The organism is Oceanipulchritudo coccoides, assembly GCF_010500615.1.
Classification (GTDB): domain Bacteria; phylum Verrucomicrobiota; class Verrucomicrobiia; order Opitutales; family Oceanipulchritudinaceae; genus Oceanipulchritudo; species Oceanipulchritudo coccoides.
The window spans coordinates 605,569-630,490 of the sequence record NZ_JAAGNX010000003.1 but is presented as its reverse complement, the minus strand read 5'-3'; the positions used below and the strand labels follow the sequence as shown (position 1 = coordinate 630,490).

Here is a 24,922-nt window from a genome sequence, read left to right as displayed (position 1 = left end):
TCTTGATGGCCTCCGCGCCGTGTCCGCCAACCAGACAAATTTCAACATATGAGCAAGAAGACTCCCAGCCAAGCTGCCATCGCGAAACACCTTGGTGTTTCACAGGCCCTCGTTTCAATGGTTTTGAATGGTCGCAAGGAAGGGATTTCCCCGACGACTTTTGACCGGATTTGGAATTATGCCATCACCGCCGGGTACACCCCAAAGGGAATGAAAGTGGATCATGTGTCTGGCGGAGCGGTTCGCCGCACCGCTATCGGTTATTTTCTGCGGTCCCCATTCAAACTCGCGACAAAAACCAATTTTTTCAGCCATGTGACCCAAGGACTGCATGACTATGCCTCGGAGAATGACCTTAACTTGATTTTTCTTGGGCCCGAGTCGGATGCGGATGACCGCATGCTGCGACGGGTCAAGGAGACGCTTCCCACTTTGCGTGGGCTGGTTATTCTGGGCGAGATCGCCCCCGAGTTCCAATCATTTGTAGATGATATGCAGATGCCGACAGTCATCGTGAGCTCGCGGGCCACCGGCATTTTTCACTCGGTTAATTCGAATGAGGTGAAGGCCGCCCAGCTCCTCACCCATCATCTTTTTGAATTGGGGCACCGCCAATTTGCTTTTCTCGGGGGATTGGCCCCCAAAGGACGCTACCTCGAGCGGCGCGAAGCGGTTATTCAAAGCTTCCAGCAAGCAGGTGTTGATCCAGCCAGGTGCCGGTTTATTGAGGAGGCCAGCGGTGCGGACCGGGCCGAGGGCTTCAAGGCAGCTGATCAATTGATCAGGGAATGCGCGGGCAAGGACTTGCCAACTGCCTGGATTGTCGGGAATGGAACCATGGCCCGCGGGGTCTGTAGCAGGCTGTTCCAACAGGGGATCAAAATTGGCGGGGAAGTCAGCGTAGCGGCTATCGATATGACACGCGTCTGCTGGGAGGAAATTCCCACACTGACCTCCGCTTCCGCGATTCCCGAAGACCTCGGATGGGAAGCAGGACGCCTCCTTATTGAGGCGCAACAAGGGGACGACCAGCCCCTTCAGGACATCGTCCTTCCCGTTAAACTGGTTGTTCGCGATTCAACAGGCCCCGCTCCCGTGTCCGTCCCCACTAATACTACCCTGGTCGACGCTTGAGGCGGGCCGTCTTTCTCCCTCTCCCAGGTGTGAAATGGGGTTAATATATTAATAATAATTATTAATATAGTATTGACCCCGGTCGTGTGCCTGAGAGACTATGAGGGAAATCCCGAGTCTCCGAATTCCCCTTGCTGAATCACTGTTCGGGCAGCCTTTTGCAAGTAGTCCAAACATGTACTTCCCGCCGTCTTCGCGTCGGCACAACCCAAAATAATAATTATGAAAATCCGGTTCCGTTCCCGGGTTATCCCGTTTATGAGTGGCTTAAATCCTAGAATTCTGGACCTGTTGCAGGTCTTCTCAACCCCTGGTTTTCGCTTTAGCTGTCATGGGCGTGGGCGAAGGAATCTCCTTGAATTCAAGAGGTTGCTTGCGGTGAAGAAACATTTCCTTCGCTTGCTAAGCTATGGTGTTTTGGTGATTCCCTGCACGTATGCCATGGGTGCCGACTATGTGGTATCGAGTGAAGCTGATTTCTCAGCCTTGCCGACGACCTTGCAAGCTGGAGACACCGTCAGGATTCAAGCCGGGACTTACACGGATATCCAACGGACTCTCAAGGGAACTGGCACCGCGGGGAGTCCCATAAGCGTGTATGCCGAGCCGCTGGGCGGAGCCGTATTCGAGGGATTGACTCGGTTCACCCTTGATGGATCACACATCATTCTGGCTGGGCTTGTTTTTGATGGCAACGGCGGGCCTGTATCCAGTAACGGAGTTGTCCAGCTTGCGAAGGCATCGGATTCCTGCCGTGTGACAAACTGCCAATTCAAGGACTTCAATGCAGGCCCGGCATCTTCGTATTGGCTTTTTGCCTACGGGTTCAACCACCGGATTGACCACTGCAGTTTCGAGGGAAAAACAACCGAGAATGTGACGGTCAATTTCAAGCCAGACAGTTCGGAGGGTGGGGCATCGGTCACCCGGAACCATCGGTTTGACCACAATTACATGGGTCCACGGACCGTCATTGGAACAAACGGCTACGAGGGTATCCGGATCAGCGACAGCAGCAGGCAAGTCTACCGGATGGAAGTGACGGTGGAACACAATCTGTTTTTCCAGACGATCAAGAATTTGAGCGCGGACGAAATGGAGGTCATTTCAAACAAGTCAGCGGGGAACATTTTCCGGTACAACACGTTTATGGACAACGATGGACAACTTACCCTGCGGCATGGTGACGAGTGCATCGTGGAGGGGAATTTCTTCTTTGGCAGCGGAACCGGTCGCGACTCGGGTGTACGTGTAATCGGGCAGGATCACGTGGTCAGGAACAATTATTTCGAGGGAATCCAAGGGACTGGGCTGCGTTCAACGGTTGTGGTCATGGCAGGGGACAACGACTGGCCAGCAAGCGATGACAGCAATGGCTACGAGGCGGCAGACCGGGCCGTCATTGCCAACAACACGTTCGTGGATTGTAAGCGCCCGATCAACATAGGAGAAGACAAGTCAGACGGCGTTGTTCCGGATGATGTGCGGATCTTGAACAATGTTGTCCAGAACTCAGGTATATCCGGAATTGTCTTTGATCTCCAATATGCCACATCCCTGATGGAATTTGGTGGTAACCTTGTCTATGACATTGGTGGCAATTACGGGACAACAGGTCTTTCCGGGGTGACTTATGGTGTTTTTCCCGATCTTGTTCCCGACGTTGGACTGGGGTATTCTATTCCTTCCGGAACCAGCCCCTGTCTGGATTCCGGTCTAGTGGATCCACTGATTTTTAATGATATACGGGGCCTTCCACGAACTGACGGCAACCCGGATATCGGGGCGTATGAGGTCGGTGCCGCTGGAACTCCAATTGGAGCGCCTCTGGCCAGGGCTGAAGTGGGACCTGCCTATTATGGAGGCCCATCCGGCAGTTATTCACCTCCGGGTTCAATCCCGGAAATCCTGACAGCTTCGTTTCCGGAGGCACCGCTCAACGGGGCCTACTCCGTGAGCGTTGTCTCCATAGGTGGAGACGCTCCTTTGAGCTATTCCGTCAGCGTTGGTTCCCTGCCCGTCGGGCTTACCCTCGATTCGGTCAGCGGAACCATTTCGGGGACGGCAACTGCGCCCGGTGTCTTTCCGTTTTCCCTGAGGGTTAGCGATAATGACGGGGACTTCTCCGACAAACCATTTAGTATCACAGTCCAGACGCAGGAAACTTTAATAGTTGACGAAACCTTTGCGGACGAAGAGCGGGCAACGCAGGATTTGTCCAATAACTCGATGGCGTGGTATTCCTCATCGGGGACATCGAATGTGATTGATCCGTCAGCCGGCGTACCGGAGCTGACCCAGCTGACTGGGAACAGCGGGCGGGGGCTTCTGGCCTTCTTTGCGGATTCGGGTAGTCCGGTTTCGCTGGCAGCCGGCGAAACTTTGCTCATCCGTTTTGAAATCCGTTTTTTTGCCGGAACCACGGTCTTGGTTTTCGACGGGACGGAGAATGATTTCCGGATGGGGACTTGGGACAGCCATGGCAATCGGGACACTACGATGATGGACAATTTCAAGGGTACCTCTACATCAAGCCCGAACCCCGACTTTGTTGACTATACGGGCTACATGTTTTCGGGCGGTTTAGACTCGGCGCGAAATATTTCCCTCAGGAAAAAGATTGTTCCTTCTGATCCAATTCTGATCGGCTCGACCTCCGTCTACACCTCCCTGGGATCCACTTCCAACAGTGAGCATACCACGATTTCCGATGGTGTGATCTACACGGGAAGCCTGAGCCTTGCAAACACAGGCAGCGACCTGACCCTCACTTACTCATTGGATCAGGGGAGCATCAACTATGCGCTCCTGACGCGAACTGACTCGACCAGTCCCAACCTGACTTTTGACACCGTGGCGTTCCACCTCAACAGCCGTGTTGCGGACGGGTTCACATTGGACCGGGTGGAGGTTCACAAGCTGAGCTCGGTCAACCTTTCCCAGGAATTGATCTCCGGCGAGATCCTTAGCGGAGGGGACATGAAGGTAGTCGTCCCAAGCCAGTCAGGAGCCCGTTATCACCTGCAGGTCTCAACGGATCTTTCCTCAACTTCGTGGGGAACTGTTTCCAGCCTTGACGGCACCGGGGCGGACTTGGAATTCACAACGTCCGGACCGACCTCCCCGGGCGAGAAACTTTTCTACAGGGTTGTAGCAATCGTTAACCCGTAATGCTTTACGGGATAGAAAATCCACCTTGGTTATTATATTACCCGGCAGGCCCTTTCGGGGCCTGCCTTTTTGTTGCGGCAAACCGGCTTTGCCGCAGGCAGGTACTCGAGTTGAAAACCCAATGCTTATCGGAAACAGGCTGGCCAATTACTGTCAATTCGGATCGAGTAGATCCGGGATCGGTAACCATTCAGCGCAAGGGCGCGCCTTTAATCTTTAAATCAAGTCTGCTACTCAGGAGAAAAAAGATAATGAAGAAGTTACCATACATATTGTTGACCCTTTTGGTAACCCAGGTTCTGGCGCCACCTTTACCCGCAGGCAGTGAAGGCTATCACCCGCCTGTGGCTGAGACCTTTCCAGATCTTCTTATGCCGGTTAATTTACGCCATCTCAACATACGCAATCCTTCCGTGACGGCGATCGTCCGGATTGGAACTGATGGCGAAATCCTGGATCATGTTGTTATCAGCGCTAGCCATGCGCAGCTTATTGGACCAGCCGAACGGGCTCTCAAGTTCGCTCGGTTTCAACCAGCCCACGATGAAACCGGCACACTTGTTGCCGACTTGAATCTGGAGGTACATTTCCGCGACCCTGGCCGGGAAATTGCCGGAACAATAGCCATGTCGGTTACAGATCACATCGATGAAAATATCCAAGGTCTGGCGCACACCCAGCCAGCGATGCAAATGAGCCTTCCTGATGAGCTCGACAAACCGCTTTCAGTGTCCGGGGACGGTGAGATCCTGGTGCCCGTGGACGCCGATGACCAACCCGTCAAGGGACGAGCTGTGATTGAGCTTTACGTCGATGCCCAGGGAATTCCGCGCCTCCCCAAAATTCTTGTCAGTGATCATCCGGCGATTACGAAGGCGGCTCTGCACCGGATCGAGGGTCTGCGATTTGAACCGCCAACCCGGAACGGTTTGCCAACCGTGGTAAAGGCCCGTCTTCCATTCAACTTTGATTAAAACTATTTCACCGGTTCAGTGAAATACATCCAATCGAGAAAGAATCCCGGTTTGCGGTGGGGGGGTTCGCCACCGCGCCTTGATCAGAAACCGCTTTCTTCAGGGAGTTTGACGACCCCCACGGTAAGGATAAGGTTTGCGAATCGACGCTGTTCACCGGTGGCAATTAGAAGCGTGGTTTGAGGGGACTTGATCTGGTCATAAAAGGCCCATCGCTCCATGGTTTTCCACTCGACTTGGGTCCCCAGTTTTTCCCGGTATCTGAGGTGGATATCAGGCTCGATACCCGCTGGCGGTTGCATGACGATAGCACCCTGGATGTTGACCATTTCAAGCAGGCCATCAAGGACCTGTTCCGCGTCGAGTAGTCCCGGGCGGAAATTCAGGTAAACAGTGCTCGCATTTGGACCGCCCATTGCCTTGAAAGGGAAATTGCCGTCAGCGATGACAACCTGTGCAAAGTGGCCGCTTTGGCCAAGGGCCTCGAGGATCTGGGGATGAGTAATAATTGTCTTCAACATGGGTCAGGCGAGTGGAACGATTAGGGTTTCTGCGTTGAGGCAGCGAACGGAGAGAGCGGCATCGGGTGATACGGAACCTTCGATTTTCAAAGCCACAGTGACGGTCTCATCCGGGTCGAGTGCGGCGGGCGCACCCTCCTCAAACGTGAACCGGGCCGAGCCCTCGTTTGTCAGGTCCAGTACGAGGAAAGCGGCGCTTGCAGGTCCGGCATTGGAGATACGGACTGATCTGGAACCGTTCTGGTCTTCTGGCTGAATCTCCGCACTGAGCGATGCACGTGGTCCTTCGACAATCGGGCGGAAAAATTCCATGCGCCGGTTGTAATCGGTCAACTCCTTCTGCAGATCGGCTGGAGTGGCTTCGCGCAAGTAGATCATCATGGTGAGTCCGAAGCGCTTGTCGGTTGCGGAAGCGATGCGGCGACCACTGAGCTGTATTTCCAGGCTATTGCCTGTTGGCTTAAGCAGGGAACCAGGAACAGGATAGTGGCGGCGCGGGAGGTTGGGCCAGCGCAGGGGATCAGCCTCGTAATTCCATTCGCTCTCGAGGTCGATCAGTCCTTTGCCGATTTGTGTCCCGTTCAGTAAGACGACATCGTCTGCGGAAAGGCCCGGGAGGTAAATTTCCAGCTCTTTTCCATTAAGGTTTTGTGGAACGTCGAAGTCCCGGGAGTAGATGCCATCCAGCTCATCGGCTGCCGCCTGTTTCTGCTCCTTGTCATGCTCAGTCGGCTCATCGACAATTTCAGCGAGGGTGTAGTAGTGCGGTGCGTTGACCACCGAAGATTTCCCCATGTATTGCAACTTGAGGTGAGTTCCCAGTTCCATCGCGTTTGCCTGCCGGGTGTCGGGAGAAACGGCTATGTAGTAGGTATTCCGGTGCACAGGGGAGCCATCGATTACGGTCTTCAAGGAAAGATAGAGAGCCTTGCAGGCGAGTTCCGACGGTATGCTGAAATCCAACTTGCCGAAGGAGTGGCGGTCATCCGGTGAAACCAATGCGGAGTGCAATTGGCTGTGCAGTTCACGGCCATCCAGCGAAAAAATGCGAATTGTCACGTCAACCTGGACAGGAGTGTGGGTGTCATTGACGGCAATGATTTCCGGGTTCAACTGCTCTCCGGGATGATAGACGAAGCGCTCGAAATCAGCCAGTGTGATGACCGGTTTGCAGGCGTTCTTATACCAGTAGTAGACAGGCTTTGGGGCTCCATACCAATCCACGTGTTCGCGGTGGAAGGAAGGCCATGAGGCGTTTAGCTGCCAAGTCCAGCAGCCGGAGCTCTCGTATTTGCTGGCACGGGCAAACTCCATGTTCATCCGGCTGTCCATGCAGTGGAAAACGGACGCGTGCAAAAGGGCTTGTTCCCAGGTTTCCGCAGGTCCGAAGGGCTTTGAAACCATTTCCCATTCCGGTCGTTGTGCGTGGTGGTTCTGATAGACTTCCCAGTCGATCGGCCACAGCTTGTCCCCCGGCACGAATTTGCGGATATTGTCCGGACGGGTCGGGGAGCGCCCCACGGCGCATTCGCTGCGCAAAAGAACCAGACGTTTGCGACCCGGAAGGAGATCACGATACTTGTTCGTCGTGTAGTGAGGTGTCGATACAAGACCCCCATGCCTGTCTCCCTTGTAGGGTGAGCCGCGTCGGAATTCCCGGGTTCCGTCAACCTGGTCGACAAGCTTGCCGATAAGATCAATAATCGGGCGATTCTCGTGATTGTCCGGATTGAATTCGTTCCCCCCGCCCCACAGGGCGATCGAGGTGCGTTCACGGAGGCGGATCAACTCGCTTTCCGCGTTTTCGAGAAATACGCGGTAATCCATTGCGGGTGCGGACCCGCAGGCAAACCAGAATTCCTGCAGGCAGAGCAACCCCATCTCATCGCAGCAGTCGTAGAAGTGATCAGACTCAGTCAGGCCGCCACCCCAAACGCGAATGAACACATAATGTGCGTCCCGCGCGAGCTCAAGTAGACGGGTCACATGCTTGTCACGGTTTCGGTAAAGGTTGTCGACCGGACACCAGTTGGTTCCTTTGGAAAAAATCCGAAGACCGTTCACTTTCAGTGTCCAGGGATAGGGCTTGCCAACAATCGACCACATGCGGTTGGACTGGCCACTCTCAGCCTGGACTTCGACGTCATTGGGATTGGGGACAAACTCGATGTGGCGGAATCCCAGCCTTCGGTGGCGCTCGTCGCAGGTTGTGCCGTCCTTTGTGATAAGGCGGGCTTCAAAATTGTAGAGCGGTTGGTCACCAAAGCCGTTCGGATACCAGAGTTCCGGATCCGGGATTTCCAGTTGCAAGTCCACTTCGCTTCCAGAAATTTCCTCCAGTGCCTGCGTTGTTGTGCCATTGGGATGGCGGATGGAGACCTCGACCGCCAGTGCTTTGGTTCCTTTGCCCAGGTTTTCGATAGAACCGGTAAACCGGATGCTGCCTGTCTTTAAGTCACTGGGAAGTTCGGCATGCACGCGCGTGTCCGCGAAGCGTGCTGACTCCATCCATTCGAGAATAACCGGGCGCCAGATTCCAACGGCAATGAGGTGAGGGGACCAATTCCATCCATAAGCATATTGCGGGGTTGGACGTTGTGTACGGATATGGGCTGAACTGTTCTGGAATCCTCTCGGATCGGGCTGGGTGCCATCCTCCCATGCACGCTCCTGCGTGCGAACCCGGATGGCGAGACGATTTCCGGATGCCTTGATCAAGTCCGGGTCAAGATCGATTGATTTGCGGAGGAAGCTGCCTTCCCAGACGGCAATCTGGACATCATTCAACCAGGCTTCGGCCCGGTAATTCACCCCTTCAAAAGTGAGGCGGTAGCAACCGTCGGTACGCGGAAGATCAAAATCTTTCAGGTACCACCACTCCTTTTTCTCCATCCAGAGAATGTCACGGCTGTTCATGCCCACATAGGGATCCTCAATGCGTTTGTCCTGAAGCCATGCTGTTGGAGCGGTTACGGGAACATTGGCCGTGACGCAGTCGGAAGGCGAGTAACCACATTGATAAGCGCGGCCAGCGTTTCCGAGCAGGCCATGGTCCAGGTCGAGGGGAAAAATTCTCCAGTCGGAGGAGAGGTCAATTTGTTTGTACATGGTGCATTCAGTTGGTGAATGAAAGGTCGGGTGAAGCTCTATTGAATGGTCCAAATTCCGCTGCAAGGTGCGCTTACCTGGAATCCAACCGGCCCGTGTTGGACCGTATAGGCATTCTCTGACCAGGAAAAATCGGGCATGGAGGTGACGGGTCCGTCCACCGGAAGGAGTAGAGTGTGAAAGGTAATCCGCTTACTTCCCTGCTGGGTAAAGCGAAGTTCTGGCGCAGGCCGTAACTGATCGTAATAGGGGCAGTGCCAACCGGCAATAAACGGTTCCTTCTGCCCTTCATAGACAGTGGCTCGGCCTGGCGAGAGAATGATCAGGTTGCTGTCGGGAAAATCAGTGGACCAGGCACTGCGCTCCTCATTGAGGGGTTTGAGTGGCCCTTCGAAGAAATGCCAAAGCTGATCGGCATGCGTTATGCCGGGACCTTCAATCGTGTCCCGGATGATCCAGCCGTACGGTTTGGCAAAGAAGACCTGGCGGCGGTGGACAACCCCGGGTAACCGGTTTTCCATCAGGGTCGAGAGTCCTCGCTCGCGGAACAGCTTCTCATCGCGGCCCGGAACTTCCTCTCCGAAACCCGCCCCGAAAGTTCCATCGGCATAATCACAATTATCCGAGATAACCATCCGTCCCTCCGCATCACCGAAGATCTGGCCGAGTCCATTGACGAGGACACAATTGTAAGAAGCCGTGGCCTTGAAGTACTTGGCCAAGGGCATCCACTCCGCATTGGGATCTGATGTTGTGTAGCGCCACTTTCCGCCATTGATGAGGAAATGGCGGCCCTTTGCGGAGACCTCGATTGAGAGCTGGTCCTGGTTCATGTGGTTGTCGCCCCATGCCCCCATGTCAAAATAGAGGTAGTTGCCATCCGGGGTCCATGCGCTTCGCATGACGCCGATCCTTGAGTGCGGGTAAAAGTAGGATGTCACCGCTGGGACAGGCCCTTCTTTGCCACCGTTCAGGAAAAATCCAATCTCTGGAATTTCCAGAAGACGGTGGATGCGCAGAAGTTGTTCCCGCCGGTTGATCGTGGAACTGGAATCGTTGCTGATGGGGGTCGAGCCATCCGGCTTGTCCTGATACAGTTCAGCATAGCTGTTGAGAATTAACCGTTCCCGGTAGTGGGCCGGAAAAATTCCGTCATGGCCGTTCGCGCAGGCGACCTCGAAAAAGCTGAAATAGCTCCGCATTGCCACCCAGTGGTAACTTCCCGACATTTCCTTCGAGTATCCGTCCTCCGCAAAGAGGTCGGGCCACATTCCATCAAGAAATTTCACTGCGTAGGCCAGCCACTCAGGGCTTTCCTTGAATTCCGGGTAGAAGCAGGCAATGATCCCCAGCGCAGCGACTTCAAGGGTTGCATGGTTGCCTGTTTTCCAATGCTCCTTCCGGAGAAATACGGCATGTTCGTGCACTGAAATGAGTATCCGGGCCCACGCATCCGCCGTCATTGCCCCGCTGCCGATGACCTTTGAAAGTGCTTCGGGCCAGGTTTCGGCCACCCGCCCCGCCGCTTCAAAGGGACGCCAGGTCGACTTCTTGTAATCCAGATAAGCCTTTCCCGCCGGATCAAAGACCGGTACATGCTCAATGTAGTGCAGCATGTGCTCCAGAATGGTTTCCGCGTAAACCTCCCGGCCGGTTTTCTCGTACTCTGTTGCCAGAAGCATGAAATACCCGTGGCGTACGAGACCCCCGTTCCACTCTAAATCGCCAGCAGGGGCGGCATACCAGTCAAGCCCGTCGGACATGTCCATCGTCGCTTCCCCCAAATGGAATTCCTTCGCCACAAAGCGGTCCGCTTCTCCGGGAAGGTCGTGATGATAGATCGGACCCACTTCTTCCTGATGGTAGTTGCCGACCCGCGATGGAAAAATTTCACGGAAGTGCTCAAGGCAGGCCTCAAGATCTGGGAATGGGCGTTCCAGAAGGATGTTCAGGCGCTGGAGTAGGGTTGTGTCGGACATGGATTGATCTGCTTGCGGTGGGAGCCTTTTATCGGGCGCAGGAGCGCGTTATTGGCACTTTTCGGACTATTGGATATCTGACGGAGAAATCAATTAATAAATATTAATCATGCCCGCTTTCTTTTCGATGAATTCCCTGCGAAAGTAAGGCTCCTGTGAATTTATAATGATTAATTTATCTGAAAGGGCCTGGGTCCGATGATAGAATGAGTGGCAACAGGGCGGCGACTGGAACGGGGCCTCGGTCTGGAGTCCGACTGAGCCGGTATGCTTTCTTGCTGACGGTTGGGCTATCGCTGTTCAGGGTGTGGGAAACAGGAATTACCGGTTGCTGGTTGAATAGCCGGGGCGACCTGACAAATTATGCGTACAAAGCGATATATGCAAAGCGTGGTTATACTCGCCGTAACAAGCCTGATGGCCTTAGGCTCTGCCGAGGCAAAATCCTGGAATACAATGATCACATCAGGGACAAGTTGGGAAGATACCGCCGGCGATCCGATACAGGCACACGGTGGTGGATTGTTGAAACACGGTGACCTCTGGTACTGGTATGGAGAAGACAAGCGCAATGGCTATTTCCCGTCTCCCGGGGTTTCCTGCTATTCATCCAATGACTTGATAAACTGGAAAAATGAAGGGGTTGTCTGCCCGATTTGGGTCCGGGACGGGGAATCGATAGTTCCCAACACGCCAGCGGAATTCCAGTCATCCACAAGACGTGCGGTAATGGAGCGCCCCAAGGTCATCTACAACGACAAGACGAAAAAATTTCTCATGTGGGTACATCTGGAAGGATATGCTGATGGAGATCCCCGATATCAAATTTCAAGCGCAGGGGTTGCTTTCAGTGACTCGCCAGTTGGCCCCTTTGAATTTGTCGATTTTTTTCGTCCTGTTCCCGCTGAGCTGCATAAGACATTTTGTGAGGAGACCTCGGCAGACCAGATGGTTCGCGGATCAACATTCCGGGATATGACACTGTTTAAGGATGATGATGGCAGAGCCTATGTCATTTATGCTGCCGAGAGCAACTACACCATGCACATCATTGAACTCACCGATGATTTTTGCGGGGTAAAGCCCCTCGTGCTGGGAAAGACCTGGAATCGCATTCTCATAGGAGAGCACCGGGAAGCACCTGCGATGTTCAAGTATAGAAATAATTACTACATCTTGACTTCTGGTGCAACCGGATGGACACCGAATGCGGCGCGGATGTATACGAGCGGCCAAATTTTGGGCCCTTATTCTTCGCTGGGGAACCCTTGTCTGGGGGAGCTGTCGGAAACCACCTTTAACAGCCAAAGCACATTTGTTCAGCCGTTGCAGCCCGACAAGGGAATCTTCCTTTATATGGGGGATCGTTGGACACGTGATGACCTTGGCGACTCCCGATATATCTGGCTTCCCCTTACCTTTGATGGAAATGATCAGCCTGTCTTGCGCTGGAAAGACAGTTGGAGTCCAAGTTCCTTGACTCCGCAAAATTAAGGCGAAGGAAATTCAACCGACACATCAGTCATAACCGTCCCCATAAATCTCAGGATGCGTAATTCCAGACCCACGAACTCTTATGAAAACCGACTCCAATTCCTTCGTAAAGAGCCTGCAAAGTTGTCTCTGTTGCCGCCTCGCAACGGTAATAATTTTCCTGGTACTCTTCCCTCTCGCACCTGATGCGGCTGGCGATTCCCTTGTCGCAGGTGGGAATTTCCTGCCGCAGGAGATGGCCTATGCCTCATCGATCACAAAGTCGGAGACTTACCTTGGATATGAAATCGGCAACCGTCTTCTGACACACGGGGAGCTGATTGGATACCTGCGCCTGTTGGCCGCTGAAAGTGATCGAATCCAGCTTGTTGAGACCGGAAAAACCCATGGTGGCCGGCCACTCATCACGCTCATCATTTCCTCGCCGGAGAACCTTGCCAATCTGGAATCCCTGCGCGAGCAACACCTCCAGCTTGCGGATCCGCGTCGATCGGGGAATTTGAACCTTGAGGAGCTGCCGCTTGTGGTCGGCATGTACTACAGCATCCATGGCAACGAGCCAAGTGGAGCGAACGCGGCGCTGCTGATTGCCTATCATCTTGCCGCTGGGACCGGGCCTGAATTCGAGGAGTTCCTGGACAAGACGGTAATTCTGCTCGATCCTTGCCTGAATCCGGACGGCCTCGACCGTTTTGCCAACTGGTCCCGCAACAATGTTGGTAAAAACCCGAATCCGGACCCAAACACGCGCGAGCACGTCGAGGATTGGCCGGGTGGTCGTGGCAACTATTACTTTTTCGACTTGAACCGGGATTGGATGCTCCTCACGCAACCCGAATCCGTTGCCCGTTTGCAGCTATATCACCATTGGTTGCCCAATCTCTTGTTTGATTTTCATGAAATGGGGACGGCTTCGACTTACTTCTTCCAGCCGGGTGTGCCGGAACGGACACATCCCCTCATCACGCCTGAAAACGTCGCCCTTACGGAGAGGATTTCCCATTACTTTGCCCAAGCGCTTGATGAAGCGGGTTCCCTATACTTTTCCAAGGAGCGCTTCGATGACTTTTACATGGGCAAGGCCTCCACGATCTCCGACTTGAAGGGGGCAGTCGGTTTTCTCTTTGAGCAGGCCAGTTCGCGCGGACTTTTGCAGAAAAGCAAAACGGGCGATATCTCATTTGCCTTCACGGTGCAGAATCAGGTCACGATTTCCCTCGCTGTCCTTGAGGCGGCGCGCGAGCAAAGGGCAGATCTACTCGCCTACATGCGTGACTTTTTCGAGGACAGCCTCGAAGAGGGTCGCAACGCTGACGGTGCGGGCTTTACCTTCTCGTCTCCCGGAGATCCGGACCGCGCCCAGCTCTTTGCGGAAGTTTTGCAAGGGCATGATATTGAGGTCTCCCGCACGGGTGACGGAAACCTATGGTTTATTCCGGCGGAGCAACCGCAGTACCGTTACCTGCAAGCCCTCATCGAGCAGCAGACGGAATTTGACGAGAACATCTTTTACGACATCACGGCGTGGACGCTTCCGCTTGCCTACAATCTGGAATGGGAGCAAGTGGGCAAAGCCCCTAAACTTGCGGATCCGCCTCCACCGCGAACCCTGCCTGAGAGTGATCTCGGCTATCTGATCGACTGGGCCTCCTTGAACGCGCCGCGCCTCCTGTTTGATCTTCTGGAAGAGGATGTCCAGGTGATGGTGGCAAAGGAGCCGTTCACCATGGCAGCGGAAAAATTCGGGTATGGGACATTGTTCGTTTCGCTCGCCGGTCAGTTTGAAAAAGCTGCGCAGATCCATGAAATTTTATCCGCTTCAATGGAAGACCACGCAACACGTGTCCGGGCAGTTTGGACCTTCCTCACCGAGGAGGGCATTGACCTTGGAAGCAACCAACTGGTCACGGTCAAAAAGCCGAAGATCCTCCTCGCCAGTGGTGGCGTCTTCAGCTCGACGCAAACGGGCGAGGTCTGGCATCTGCTCGACGTGTTGCATGATTATCCGGTGACATTGGTGAAGGCCAGACAGTTGGATAAACTGAATCTCGATGAATACACCGTACTCGTGGTTCCCGGGGCCGACACAGTCGAATTCTCCGCCGAATTGTGCGACAAGTTGAAAGGGTGGGTCGCGAGAGGCGGGAGTCTTGTCTTTCTCGGGAAGAGTGCCAAATGGTCCATTGAAAACCAATTGGTTGAGCTGTCCCTTCTCGGGGTTACCGAACCTCCAGAGAGGACTGTCTCCACGGAGCCTACAGATCCCACAGACCTGGCTGCTGCTTCCGTCGCAGCAACCCCAATCCCGGTCCCTGCCCCCGAGAGAAGGCCCTTTGAGGCAGCGTCGGACGACAAGGCCCTGACGCGGATTCGCGGTGCCATCTTCGATACAGTCGTTGATCTTTCCCATCCGATTGCCTACGGGCTCAATGCCATGAGCCTTCCGGTCTTTGTTGACGAGGACTTTATTCTCGCTCCCTCGAGCAGTCCGTACCAGACACCCTTGGTTTTCGCCGAGCAGCCCCTGTTGGCCGGCTATGCCTCAGGGGAAAACCTTTCCCTGATGGCCGGGGCGGCGGCAGTTGTGGTTGAGCCGCAGGGTAGAGGTGCTGTTGTCCTGTTTGGAATGAAGCCGGTATTCCGTTCCTATTGGCGGGGCACGGAGAAGCTCCTGCTGAATGCGATCCTCTTTGGTCCGCTTATGAAGGATGCGTTCGAGGATGGTTGAGCATTGATTAGTCAGACCAAGGATGGAGCATCTTCTCCCTTCATGAAAAATTAAATGTAACCGATGCTGGCGCAGCAGGCACTTATTCCTGTATGAATGAAAAAACACGGAATTCGATGGCGGTAGTTCAGGAACAAAGTGATGCGGAACTGGTTGCCGGTTGCCTTGAGGGCGACCGGGAGTCGTTTGCACGCATCGTAGAGCGTTATCAGCGGTTGCTGTGCTCGCTGGCCTTTTCGGCGACGGGCGATTTGTCCAAAAGCGAGGACATTGCCCAAGACGCGTTTGTCACGGCATGGCAGCAATTGGGCAAGCTGAGGGAGCCGGAAAAGTTGCGCTCCTGGCTCAGTGGGATTGTGAGAAACCGCATCCGGCGGACATGGCGTTCCGCTGAACGGGATCCTGTAGCCCTTTCTGAGGGGGAGGAAACGATTCCCAACCTGGCTTCGGGGGAAAATTGTGCGGCCGGTGAGGCGATGGAAAAGGAGGAGCAGCAGTTGCTCTGGAAAGCCTTGCAAAGCGTTCCCGAGCGTTACCGTGAGCCGCTGGTCCTGTATTATCGCGAGGAGCATTCCGTAAAGGCAGTCGCGGCCTCATTGGATCTCACCGAGTCAGCCGTAAAGCAGCGTCTTACTCGCGGCCGGGCGCTCCTGAAGCAAAAGCTTCTCCAATTCGTCGAGGGCGCGCTGGAACGGAGCACCCCGGGACCGGTTTTTACGGCAGGTGTGATTGCGGCGATCGCGACCCTCTCGCCGCCGGCGAAGGCGGCGGTCACGATTGGGCTGGGTGCCGCTGCTACCCATGTCTCCGCCACGGCCAAGACGGCGAGCCTCGCTGGCTTGCTGGCCATGTTTTCCGGAGCCATTTCCGCGGTTTTCAGCGTCCGCGCGGGATTGGATCAATCACGCACGCAAAACGAACGCCGGGCCACGGTGTGGACGGCGGCCCTGCTATTCGGGAGCTTTGTCGTGCTGATACTAGCCGTTCTTGGATTGCGGTTTGCGGCCGCCCGCTGGACGGAACACTCAGTCGGCCTTGCGGTTTTGAGCCAGGTCGTGGTTTTGGGCTTTGCCCTGTCATGGCCGCTATTGCTGAAATCGTTATTAACCCATGCCCGGAACCTCCGGGGAAGGGAACGTCGGGAGAATCCCGAGGCCTTCGCGGATCCAAGGGATTCGGTCGACTCCAAGGCGGGAACCTACAGGAGCCATTTTGAGCTACTCGGAATTCCGTTTGTTCATATTCGCTTTGCTGGCCCTGAGCCCGGTTCCAAGCCGGTTGTGGGTTGGATCGCAGGGGGCGACCGGGCAATTGGGATTTTATTCGCGTGGGGAGCTTTCTCGTGCGGGCTTGTCAGCGTGGGAGCAGTTTCTGTTGGTGTATTCACGCTGGGAGCGGTCGGGGTAGGGCTCCTCTCTCTGGGGTCGGTGGCTTTTGGCTACCTTTCCGTTGGGGCAATGGCGATCGGCCAGCATGCCATCGGCTCACTTTCGGCAATGGGGTGGAAATCCGCCCTTGGGGGAGGGTTTGTCCTCGCCCGCGATTTTGCAATGGGCCCAATCGCATTGGCTGAGCATGCTAATGACGCAGTTGCGGAGGCCTTTTTTGCAAACCCACACGGGGATACCCTGATGCTGATTTTCTTCGTGACTGTGACCCTGATGACACTGGTTCCGGTCTATTTGTATGCCAAGGGCGTGCGCACGCGGTTGGGTCCCAAAAAATAATTCGGGAATTTTTGTAACCGACGGGCGTTTTAGGGGCACTTGATTAGTGAACCTTAACAGAAATATACAAAATGAAGAAAAGTATCGTAATCACAAAAACCATTAACGCGCTCCGCAATCTGCTTTTGCTGGGATCCATCGCCATGGCAGGCACCGTGGGTGCCACGGACTTTCCGCCAATCTTGGATGCCTTCGAGGATGCCGGGAGCACATCGGTTGAGACACCAAGATTTGTCATCACTGATGCGGAACTCGGGGGAAACTCGACAGCGACACAAGTCTATCAGGACGGCGTCATGCGCATGGAAGGCACAATAGAGCCGGCTCGTGGCCAACCCGGATTTGTCAGCTTCGTGATGTTGCTTGGTCCGCAAGGGCAGCCGCAGGATTTGAGCGGCTACGAGGGTATCGAAATGCGGATACGCCTGCTGAAGGGCACTCTCAACGTGCTTGCGGCAAGTTCGGAAATCCAGAATTTCGACTTCCATGCCAAAACTATCACCCGTTCCAAGGAATTCCAGGTGGTCCGGATCCCTTTCAAGAGTCTGAAACGGGTGTGGTCGGAACCCACAGCCCTGAATCTACAGACAATAACAAGCATTAACCTTGTCGCCTCCGGGATGCAGGCGGGCGGCTTTGTCTTCGAGATCGATTCTGTCGGCTTCTATAAAGACTGAGTCTTTGCCGGAAGAGATAAACCAATGCAAAAGGAGAATTTCTGATGAGTACTAATGACCGAATTCATGACCTCGACGCGGTGCGCGCGTTTGCGCTCCTGCTGGGCGTGGTTTTCCATGCTTGCCTATCCTTCGTGCCAGTCCCGATCGGCTGGGCGGTAATGGATATATCCGCGAGTCAGTCGATTCTGGCTTTCGTACTTGTCAGTCATTCTTTCCGGATGCCCCTGTTCTTCCTGATTGCGGGATTCTTCGGCCGGATGGCCTTCCACCGGAAAGGGGTAGGGACTTTCCTGCGAAGCCGGGCAGTTCGCCTTGGTATTCCGTTTGTGGTTGGTTGGTGGATACTCTGGCCGCTTATCATATCCGGCTGGATAATGGGTGGTGCGAGCATGCGCGGAGAAGTTGATGTATGGAAGGCCCTGATGGGCGGGTTTGCCTCATTCGGCCAATTTCCCAAAGGCCTTTTTGTTCAGACCCATCTCTGGTTTCTCTATTATCTGATCCTGATCACACTCCTGTCGCTGGTCCTGCGCAAGCTAACCGGATTGGCGGGTCCCATTCGTCCACGCCTTGTGAAAGCAGGCGACAAACTGGTGGAATGCCTTTCCCGTCCATGGGGCGTTCTGCTGGTCGCATTGCCGGCGGCCCTGGTGCTCTGGTTTATGCGTGGGTGGGGAATGGATACACCTGACAAAACCCTTATACCGCACATCCCCGTCCTCCTTGTTTATGGCGGAGCCTTCCAGTTGGGTTGGATTATACAACGGAATCCGTCTGTATTGGATGGCTGGGCACGACCGGGTTGGTTCCAGTGGGTCCTCTTGTCGCTGGCTTTTGGATGCTCGCTTTGGCTGGTCGGGTACCAGGCGGATCCCAGCCATCCACGCCTGCTGCTTTTCCGCACGGGATTTGTCGTCAGTTATGCCCTGATGATGTGGTTGCTGGTCTTCCTGACAATCGGCTTGTTCCGCCGGTGGATGAGCCGTTCCCGGGCATGGGTCCGGTATTTGGCGGATGCCTCCTATTGGATGTACCTTATTCACTTGCCGGTGGTGGTCTGGTTGCAAGTTGCTGTATCGGAATGGCCGATACACTGGTTTCCAAAATGGGGATTCCTGTCGGTTGTGACAATTGGCATTTCCCTCCTCACCTACGATCTTTTTGTCCGGTCTTCCCTGATTGGGAAAACCCTCAACGGGCGTCGCCAGCAACGGGAATTGAGATTCGGGTTGATTCCAGACAATGTCCGGCGGTCCGGAGTTGCCAGAAAAACCCTCAATGTAACAGAAATCAACTAAGCTCTACACTTGTGTCTCGACTGCGCCGCACAGAATTGCCCACAACAGGTCCGCCTGTCCAAGTTCCCGCCTGAATAACCATTATTGTCGAATGAAATCAGTGCCCGCTCTCGAAGCGGTGTATCCTTAAGGGAGCTTGCAGGGAACGCCAGACCCGTCCTTGAAGAGCTCGCGCGCTGATCAACCACCCACGCGCAGGGTATAGGCGCGTCCCTGGACGGCATGGTTGCCGACCCCGATAACGATGGCGTCTTCGGAGAGGACGCTGATGTTGCTGGCCCCGCCGCCGGTCTCATTGCTGCCCTTGACCTTTCCCTTTGCCTCCTGGGCGAGATCAACCCATTCATGCCAGGATGCGCCGAGGTCGTCTGAAATGAGGACAAGATGACGGTAGATCTCCCGCGACTGATCGGTGGCCGACATGAGGAGGTAGGCTTTGCCGTCCCGCTCGTAGGGAACGCATTGACCGAGGAATCCTTTTGGATAAAATTGCCGGGTCTTTGACCAACTCTCGCCGTTGTCGCTGCTCTTGAAAATGGATCCAGTACCCGAGACAAGGACGCAGATGTCATCACCCGCCTTGAAGAAATCCATGACGTCCCGGGCTTCCGGAATGTCTGCCTTCAAGGACCAAGTCAGTCCGTAGTCTGTTGACTTGTAAACCTTTCCTGAGCCTTCGAATCCAATGCCGGCGAACACTTCCGCGCCGCCCCAGTAGCCGAAGCAGGTCACATTTTGTCGTGGCTCGTCCTCTGAAACGACAATCCATTGATCGGTGGCGAAATAGTCCTCCGACCGGAGGAGGCTGGTTTTTCCGTTTTGCGAGCGTCGCAGGCCGACCAGCATGGCCCCGTTGTCAAGTTGGACCAGACCGACTGTACGGGAGGCCTTGGCAGTTGTCACCAGTTGCCAGGTTTCGCCCTCGTCCGTCGATCGGCCGATGGTGGCGGGTTCGGTGGTCGTTATGTAGATGTTGCCATCTTGCCCGCGGATATAATTGCGCACATCAGCAATTCCCCACTCGGTTCCCCCGTCGAAGACCTTCCGCCAGGACAGGCCGCCGTCTACCGTCTTGAAGATATCCGCTGACTCCTCGGTGCCGATGAGGCCGCTATCCGTTGCCAAGGGGAACGAGGAACGCACATTGGATTCACCTTCCGGCTCGAATACATTAACGACCTCGACGGACGGAAAACGCCCTTCGGGAGCGGCCTTGGGAGCGGACGCTGTGGTCGTCTCGCCTGTTGAGCAAGCTGAGAGGCAGGCTAGAAGCAACGGGGAAATGGCTAAGCCAAGTGTGCGTCGAATATTATCTTTCATGGATCTGCAGATGTTGAATTGAATGAAATACGGCCCCATCGCATAATAATTATTAGTTGCTGGCGAGCCTAAGACAGCTTACCCCTTGATTCAGGGAAGGGCTGCGAGATTAACCCATTTCCTTTACTCCAGTAACTCACAACTCCTTTTTCGGGACTTCTTCCGAGGAGAATCCCCCTCCATCAATGCGTTCACCGACTCAACTTTTTGGATATTTAAGCCTTCTTGCCGGACTCCCCCTTGCGGGACTGGCAATGGAGTACACAGTCTCTTCCGCCGCTGAGGTCTCCGCCCTCTCACCCGTCGCCGGCGACACCCTGATTCTGGAATCAGGTCAATGGATCAATCAGCGTCTTTATCTGAATTTTAATGGCACTGCGGGCAATCCAATCATTGTCCGGGCAGCAATTCCGGGAAAAACAGTCTTCCTTGGTACCTCATCTATCGAGATCAATGGAGACTACATCGAAGTGTCGGGAGTTGTCTTCGCTGGAGAGAGTAGCACGAAGAACACAGCCGTCACCTTCACCGCCAATTCCTCCAATTCCCGGCTCCACGACACGGCTATTGTCGGGTTTAATCCAACGGCCCAGAGCTCAATCCATTCATGGGTGAATATTTATGGCACCGACAACCGGGTCGACCACTGTTTGCTCCAAGGTAAAGTCCACGCGGGACAAACCCTGCGCATTCGAAGGGTCGCGGATCAGGCGGATCGCCATTTAATCGATCATAACTATTTTCTCGATCGTGTTCCACTGGGGGTGAACGGCGGCGAGACCATACAGATCGGCCTTAGCCAAACCCAGTATGCCGATTCCTTGACCACGGTTGAACACAATCTGTTCGAGAACCTCGACGGGGAAATCGAAATTATTTCCGTCAAGTCGGGAGGAAACACACTCCGCTACAACACGGTGGTTGATTGCGCCGGCCTTTTTACCCTGCGGCATGGCAACGGCTCCACCATTGAGGGGAATTTTTTCTTCTGCAATCAGAAGAGTGGAGCGGGTGGAGTCCGGATCTACGGCAAGGATCATCGCATAGTAAATAACTATATTTATGGAGCTGAGGGAACTTCCAAAACCCGGGGAGGTATCTCAATCCATTCGGGCGACCTGCTACCCCCGGAAGAAAATCCATCCGGTGCGCAGGCCGCTGAGAATTGCCTGATTGCTTTCAATACGCTTGTCGATTGTGACCGGAGTTTCAATTACGGCAATGGACATGTCGTGCCTCCGGAGGCCATCACCCTGGCCAATAATATTGTTTCCACGACAGCTGCAGCGATCATTTACGTAAACGAGGACATCATCAATCCCATCTATGAGGGAAACCTATTCTTTGGTCCCTCGCTCGGGATTCCCGTGCCCGCAGGCATCACTCTTGTTGATCCTCTTCTCGTTGCTGGTAGTGACAGTGTCTTCCGGCCCACGGCCGGTTCGCCTGCCATCGATGCCTCAGTTGGCACCTATGCCACAATTGTCAGCGACATCGATGGTCAGCCAAGGGTTGATGGATTCAAGGATGTCGGTGCCGACGAGCTTTCCCTGGATTCCCCGACCAATGCCCCCCTGACCTCCGCTGATGTGGGGCCTTCCTGGGCCAGCTATCCCTTCGTTGTTGATACCTTGCCGGGAATTGAAGAGGTATCGTTGGATGATGGGAGATTAAACACTGCATACACATTTACGCTCCACTCGTTCGGCGGCAATGAGCCCTTGGTGTGGTCCATTCAATCAGGAATTCTACCGGCGGGTCTGGTCTTGAGCGAGAGCGGAACGATTAGTGGAATACCAACTGCCTTGGGATATGAGACTTTCACGGTGGCTGTAGTTGATGCTGACGGTGACAGCGATATCCAAACGCTGACCCTCACCATTACGGAACCGTTCCCCCATTACGGAGCTTTTATCGAAAGCGGAGGAAGCGTCACCATCGAAGCTGAACACTTCAGCGAATCCATACCTTTGTTGGGGAAGGAATGGACACCGGTTTTCAATTCTGGGGCAACGGGGACCGATGCTTTGAACGCGATCCAGGCATTGCCGAATAACTCTGGTATTGTCAGTATCGAAAACGGCGTATTGGTGGACTACAATGTCGATATCTCGCTTGGCGGAACGTACTACATTCATGTTCTGGGCGCAGGGCCCAACAGCTCAAGCAACTCCCTCTTTGTCAGTGTCAACCAATCCATGAACCAGGCTCAAGTGATCCACCTCCCGGAAGTGGATTTTTCGTGGGCACGTGCCACCACTCCCTTCAATCTGGTGGCGGGGTCGCACCGGATTTCCATCTGGATGCGCGAAGCGGGATCAATTGTCGACAGGATTCTCCTGACGACCAGTGCCACATCTCCCACCGGGCCGGGAGATGCTGAGTCGAGTCGACATTTGGACATCTTTCCTGTCTGGCGCGCCAGTTACTTTGGCGATGCAACCCCCGGTTACGACGATGACTCGGACAAGGACGGGCTATCGCTTCTGGTTGAATATGCCCTTGGTTCAGATCCCCAAAGCGGCGTACATGCCGGTAAGATCCCCATTCTTATTAGTATGGATTCCTCCCTACGCTATTCTTTCCCCCGGAACCCTAATCTGGCCGATGTAATTTATCGGGTGAACTCCGGGACAAATCCAAGCCAATTGACCACAACGCTCTATGATTCCTCGTTGGACGCCAGCCCGAACAACGCCGGCGAGCGTATGGAGATCGTCACGCTTCCCCTCGAATCAGGTTCATTGTTCCTGGTTCTGGAGGTCTCGATCAAGGCTCTTTAGCCAGGGAGTTCTTCAGGGTCATAGGCGATTCTAGATACCAAAAAATTGCCTGTTATTCGGAAATATATCTAATTTCCTTTATAAAATACTGTTTTTCTGATAAAAACAGTATTTATGAAAGCCAAGCTGGATGCCCTCGATGGTGAAATCCTGACCCTGTTGCAGGGGGACGGGCGTATGAGCAATGTCGATTTGTCGCGCAAGATTGGCATCTCGCCGCCAGCGACCCTGGAGCGGGTGAAGAAGCTTGAGCAGGCAGGCGTGATCAACGGCTATGCTGCCTTGACGAATCCGCAATCGCTCGGGCTGAGCTGCACCAGTTTTGTCGAAGTGACGCTGGGCCGCCATGGACGGGCAGGGGTGGAGCGATTTATTGCCGACGTGACGGCGATGAGTGAAGTGCTGGAGTGCCATCACATCACGGGCGATGCGGATTTCCTTTTGAAAGTCGTCAGTCGGGACATTCCGGCCTATGAGGATTTTGTCCTGCGGAAGCTGACTGCGCTGGCCGACGTCCAGCATTTGAAGACCCTGGTGGTGCTCTCCACCTTGAAACAGGAGACACGGCTTCCGATACCAATTGAATCAAAAGACAAGGAGTGAAAATGAAAAGCGCAGAATATTGGATTGCCCGCGGAAAGGAAATGTCCGCGAAACGCGAGGAGCGGTTGAAGAACGCCATGTCATGGAAATTCGATACAGTGGCGACTCACGGGTTGTACGATCTTGAGCAGGCCCTGGGTTCCCACAGTGGTTCGATCATGGAACCGGTTTACCTGAGTCCGGCGCAGGCCTATGCCGATTCGGGCCATATGGAGGCTGCGCTTTCTTACCAGATGCCGACATGGTGTTACTCGCGCATCGCGAACCCATCGAGCTTTTTCCTGGAAGAGACCATTGCCCTTTTGGAAGGGTATGGGACAGATCATGTGTGTTCGGGTCTGGCGACCTCCAGCGGGATGAGTGCGATTCGCACCGCGACGGATCCCTTTCTTGTCCGTGATGATTCCCTTCCGCCGGCGAACATCGTCACCTCCGCTCAAGTATACGGGGGAACTTTCCAGCAATTCCGGGTCCGGCGTTTTGAGGAGCAGGGGATAGAAGTGCGGTGGGTCCGCAATCCGGCCATCTTCGAGGAATGGGCGGAGCTGATCGATGAAGGGACACGCTTTGTCTATGGCGAGTTCCCCTCCAATCCATCCCTTTCCATATTTGATATCCGCATGGTGGCGAGCCTGGCTCACGACAAGGGGATTCCGCTCATTGTCGACTCAACCTGTGCTTCTCCGGCCCTGACCCGACCGATTGCCCATGGCGCGGACATTGTCATTCATTCAGCCTCCAAGGTAATCGGTGCCTCCGGGTATGCCATTGCCGGATTGATTGTCTCCAAGATGAATATCCCCAGCAAAGTCGGACCTGATGAGATGCGGGCCGACTTTGCCACATGGGCCAAGCTCTGGCCGTTCCGGGATAATGGACCCAATATCAGCCCGATGACGGCCATCCTCATCCTGAATGACTTGCGTTCACTTCGCATGCGGATGGCGCAGATGAGCAGTACCGCAGACACAGTGGCCCGATGGCTGGAAGAGCATGACCTTGTTGATCGCGTGAATTATCCGGGCTTGAAAAGCTTCCCCAATCATGAGCTTGCCCGCGAGACCATGCAACTGGTGGACTCCGGCGAACCCACATTCGGGTTCATGCTTTCCTTTGAAGTGAAGGAAACGGTTCCCGGGGATACTGCTAACACGAGGAAGTTCTACGATGGGCTGAATATGATCTGGCGCGCCACGGATCTGGGTCGTGTGAAGACAGTTGCCACTTGGAACGCAATTTCCACGCATCAGCAACAAGGGGAGGAGGGCCGCTCGCTGGCCTCGATCAAGCCGAACACGATCCGCCTCTCCGTCGGCATTGAGCACCCGGATGATATCATCGCTGATCTGGCACACGCTTTCAGTGCGGTCGCACCCAAGGCCAGCCTGTCATTTGTTTGATC

The 24,922-nt window shown here is 54.6% G+C and carries 15 protein-coding genes; 11 read left to right on the top strand and 4 right to left on the bottom strand.

Annotated elements, in window-relative coordinates:
• Window positions 1–48 precede the first annotated feature (48 nt).
• From G0Q06_RS13210 to G0Q06_RS13200, 3 genes are all read left to right on the top strand, one after another.
• A complete protein-coding gene (locus tag G0Q06_RS13210) occupies window positions 49–1,134 on the top strand; it encodes a LacI family DNA-binding transcriptional regulator (RefSeq protein WP_163966967.1) in 1,086 nt (361 codons plus the stop codon).
• Between the two features lie 378 nt (window positions 1,135–1,512).
• Window positions 1,513–4,305 carry a chondroitinase-B domain-containing protein gene (locus G0Q06_RS13205; RefSeq protein WP_163966965.1) on the top strand — a complete coding sequence of 931 codons (2,793 nt, stop codon included), beginning with the start codon at window positions 1,513–1,515 and terminating at the stop codon, window positions 4,303–4,305.
• A 251-nt stretch (window positions 4,306–4,556) separates the two neighbouring features.
• On the top strand, window positions 4,557–5,279 hold the full coding sequence (locus tag G0Q06_RS13200) for an energy transducer TonB (RefSeq protein ID WP_163966962.1): 723 nt from the start codon (window positions 4,557–4,559) through the stop codon (window positions 5,277–5,279).
• Between the two features lie 83 nt (window positions 5,280–5,362).
• On the opposite strand, the gene G0Q06_RS13195 is transcribed toward G0Q06_RS13200, so the two are convergent.
• Genes G0Q06_RS13195 through G0Q06_RS13185 form a run of 3 tightly spaced genes read right to left on the bottom strand, consistent with a single transcriptional unit; the run spans window position 5,363 to window position 10,887 of the window.
• Window positions 5,363–5,800: an RbsD/FucU family protein gene (locus tag G0Q06_RS13195; RefSeq protein WP_163966960.1), complete on the bottom strand. Its 438-nt coding sequence runs from the start codon at window positions 5,798–5,800 to the stop codon at window positions 5,363–5,365.
• Window positions 5,801–5,803: 3 nt separating this feature from the next.
• Window positions 5,804–8,908, bottom strand: coding sequence for a beta-mannosidase (locus G0Q06_RS13190; protein WP_163966957.1), 3,105 nt, complete (start codon window positions 8,906–8,908; stop codon window positions 5,804–5,806).
• A gap of 38 nt (window positions 8,909–8,946) precedes the next feature.
• Window positions 8,947–10,887, bottom strand: coding sequence for a heparinase II/III family protein (locus tag G0Q06_RS13185; protein ID WP_163966955.1), 1,941 nt, complete (start codon window positions 10,885–10,887; stop codon window positions 8,947–8,949).
• A 363-nt stretch (window positions 10,888–11,250) separates the two neighbouring features.
• On the opposite strand from G0Q06_RS13185, the gene G0Q06_RS13180 reads away from it, so the two are divergent.
• From G0Q06_RS13180 to G0Q06_RS13160, 5 genes are all read left to right on the top strand, one after another.
• Window positions 11,251–12,381 carry a glycoside hydrolase family 43 protein gene (locus G0Q06_RS13180; protein WP_163966953.1) on the top strand — a complete coding sequence of 377 codons (1,131 nt, stop codon included), beginning with the start codon at window positions 11,251–11,253 and terminating at the stop codon, window positions 12,379–12,381.
• A gap of 82 nt (window positions 12,382–12,463) precedes the next feature.
• Window positions 12,464–15,109, top strand: coding sequence for a M14 family metallopeptidase (locus tag G0Q06_RS13175; RefSeq protein WP_163966951.1), 2,646 nt, complete (start codon window positions 12,464–12,466; stop codon window positions 15,107–15,109).
• Between the two features lie 92 nt (window positions 15,110–15,201).
• On the top strand, window positions 15,202–16,836 hold the full coding sequence (locus tag G0Q06_RS13170; RefSeq protein ID WP_163966948.1) for an RNA polymerase sigma factor: 1,635 nt from the start codon (window positions 15,202–15,204) through the stop codon (window positions 16,834–16,836).
• A 71-nt stretch (window positions 16,837–16,907) separates the two neighbouring features.
• A complete protein-coding gene (locus G0Q06_RS13165; protein ID WP_163966946.1) occupies window positions 16,908–17,513 on the top strand; it encodes a CIA30 family protein in 606 nt (201 codons plus the stop codon).
• A gap of 44 nt (window positions 17,514–17,557) precedes the next feature.
• Window positions 17,558–18,814, top strand: coding sequence for an acyltransferase family protein (locus tag G0Q06_RS13160; RefSeq protein ID WP_163966943.1), 1,257 nt, complete (start codon window positions 17,558–17,560; stop codon window positions 18,812–18,814).
• A gap of 180 nt (window positions 18,815–18,994) precedes the next feature.
• On the opposite strand, the gene G0Q06_RS13155 is transcribed toward G0Q06_RS13160, so the two are convergent.
• Window positions 18,995–20,134: a WD40/YVTN/BNR-like repeat-containing protein gene (locus G0Q06_RS13155; RefSeq protein ID WP_163966942.1), complete on the bottom strand. Its 1,140-nt coding sequence runs from the start codon at window positions 20,132–20,134 to the stop codon at window positions 18,995–18,997.
• Between the two features lie 185 nt (window positions 20,135–20,319).
• Between G0Q06_RS13155 and G0Q06_RS13150 the strand changes: the two genes are divergently transcribed.
• From G0Q06_RS13150 to G0Q06_RS13140, 3 genes are all read left to right on the top strand, one after another.
• Entirely contained in the window at window positions 20,320–22,917 is a 2,598-nt protein-coding gene (locus G0Q06_RS13150) for a chondroitinase-B domain-containing protein (protein WP_163966938.1), read from the top strand.
• Between the two features lie 114 nt (window positions 22,918–23,031).
• Window positions 23,032–23,520, top strand: a complete 489-nt coding sequence (locus tag G0Q06_RS13145) for an Lrp/AsnC family transcriptional regulator (protein WP_163966936.1) — start codon at window positions 23,032–23,034, stop codon at window positions 23,518–23,520.
• A 2-nt stretch (window positions 23,521–23,522) separates the two neighbouring features.
• Window positions 23,523–24,920 (top strand): trans-sulfuration enzyme family protein, encoded by a 1,398-nt coding sequence (locus tag G0Q06_RS13140; protein ID WP_163966934.1) that lies wholly within the window; start codon window positions 23,523–23,525, stop codon window positions 24,918–24,920.
• Window positions 24,921–24,922: the final 2 nt, after the last annotated feature.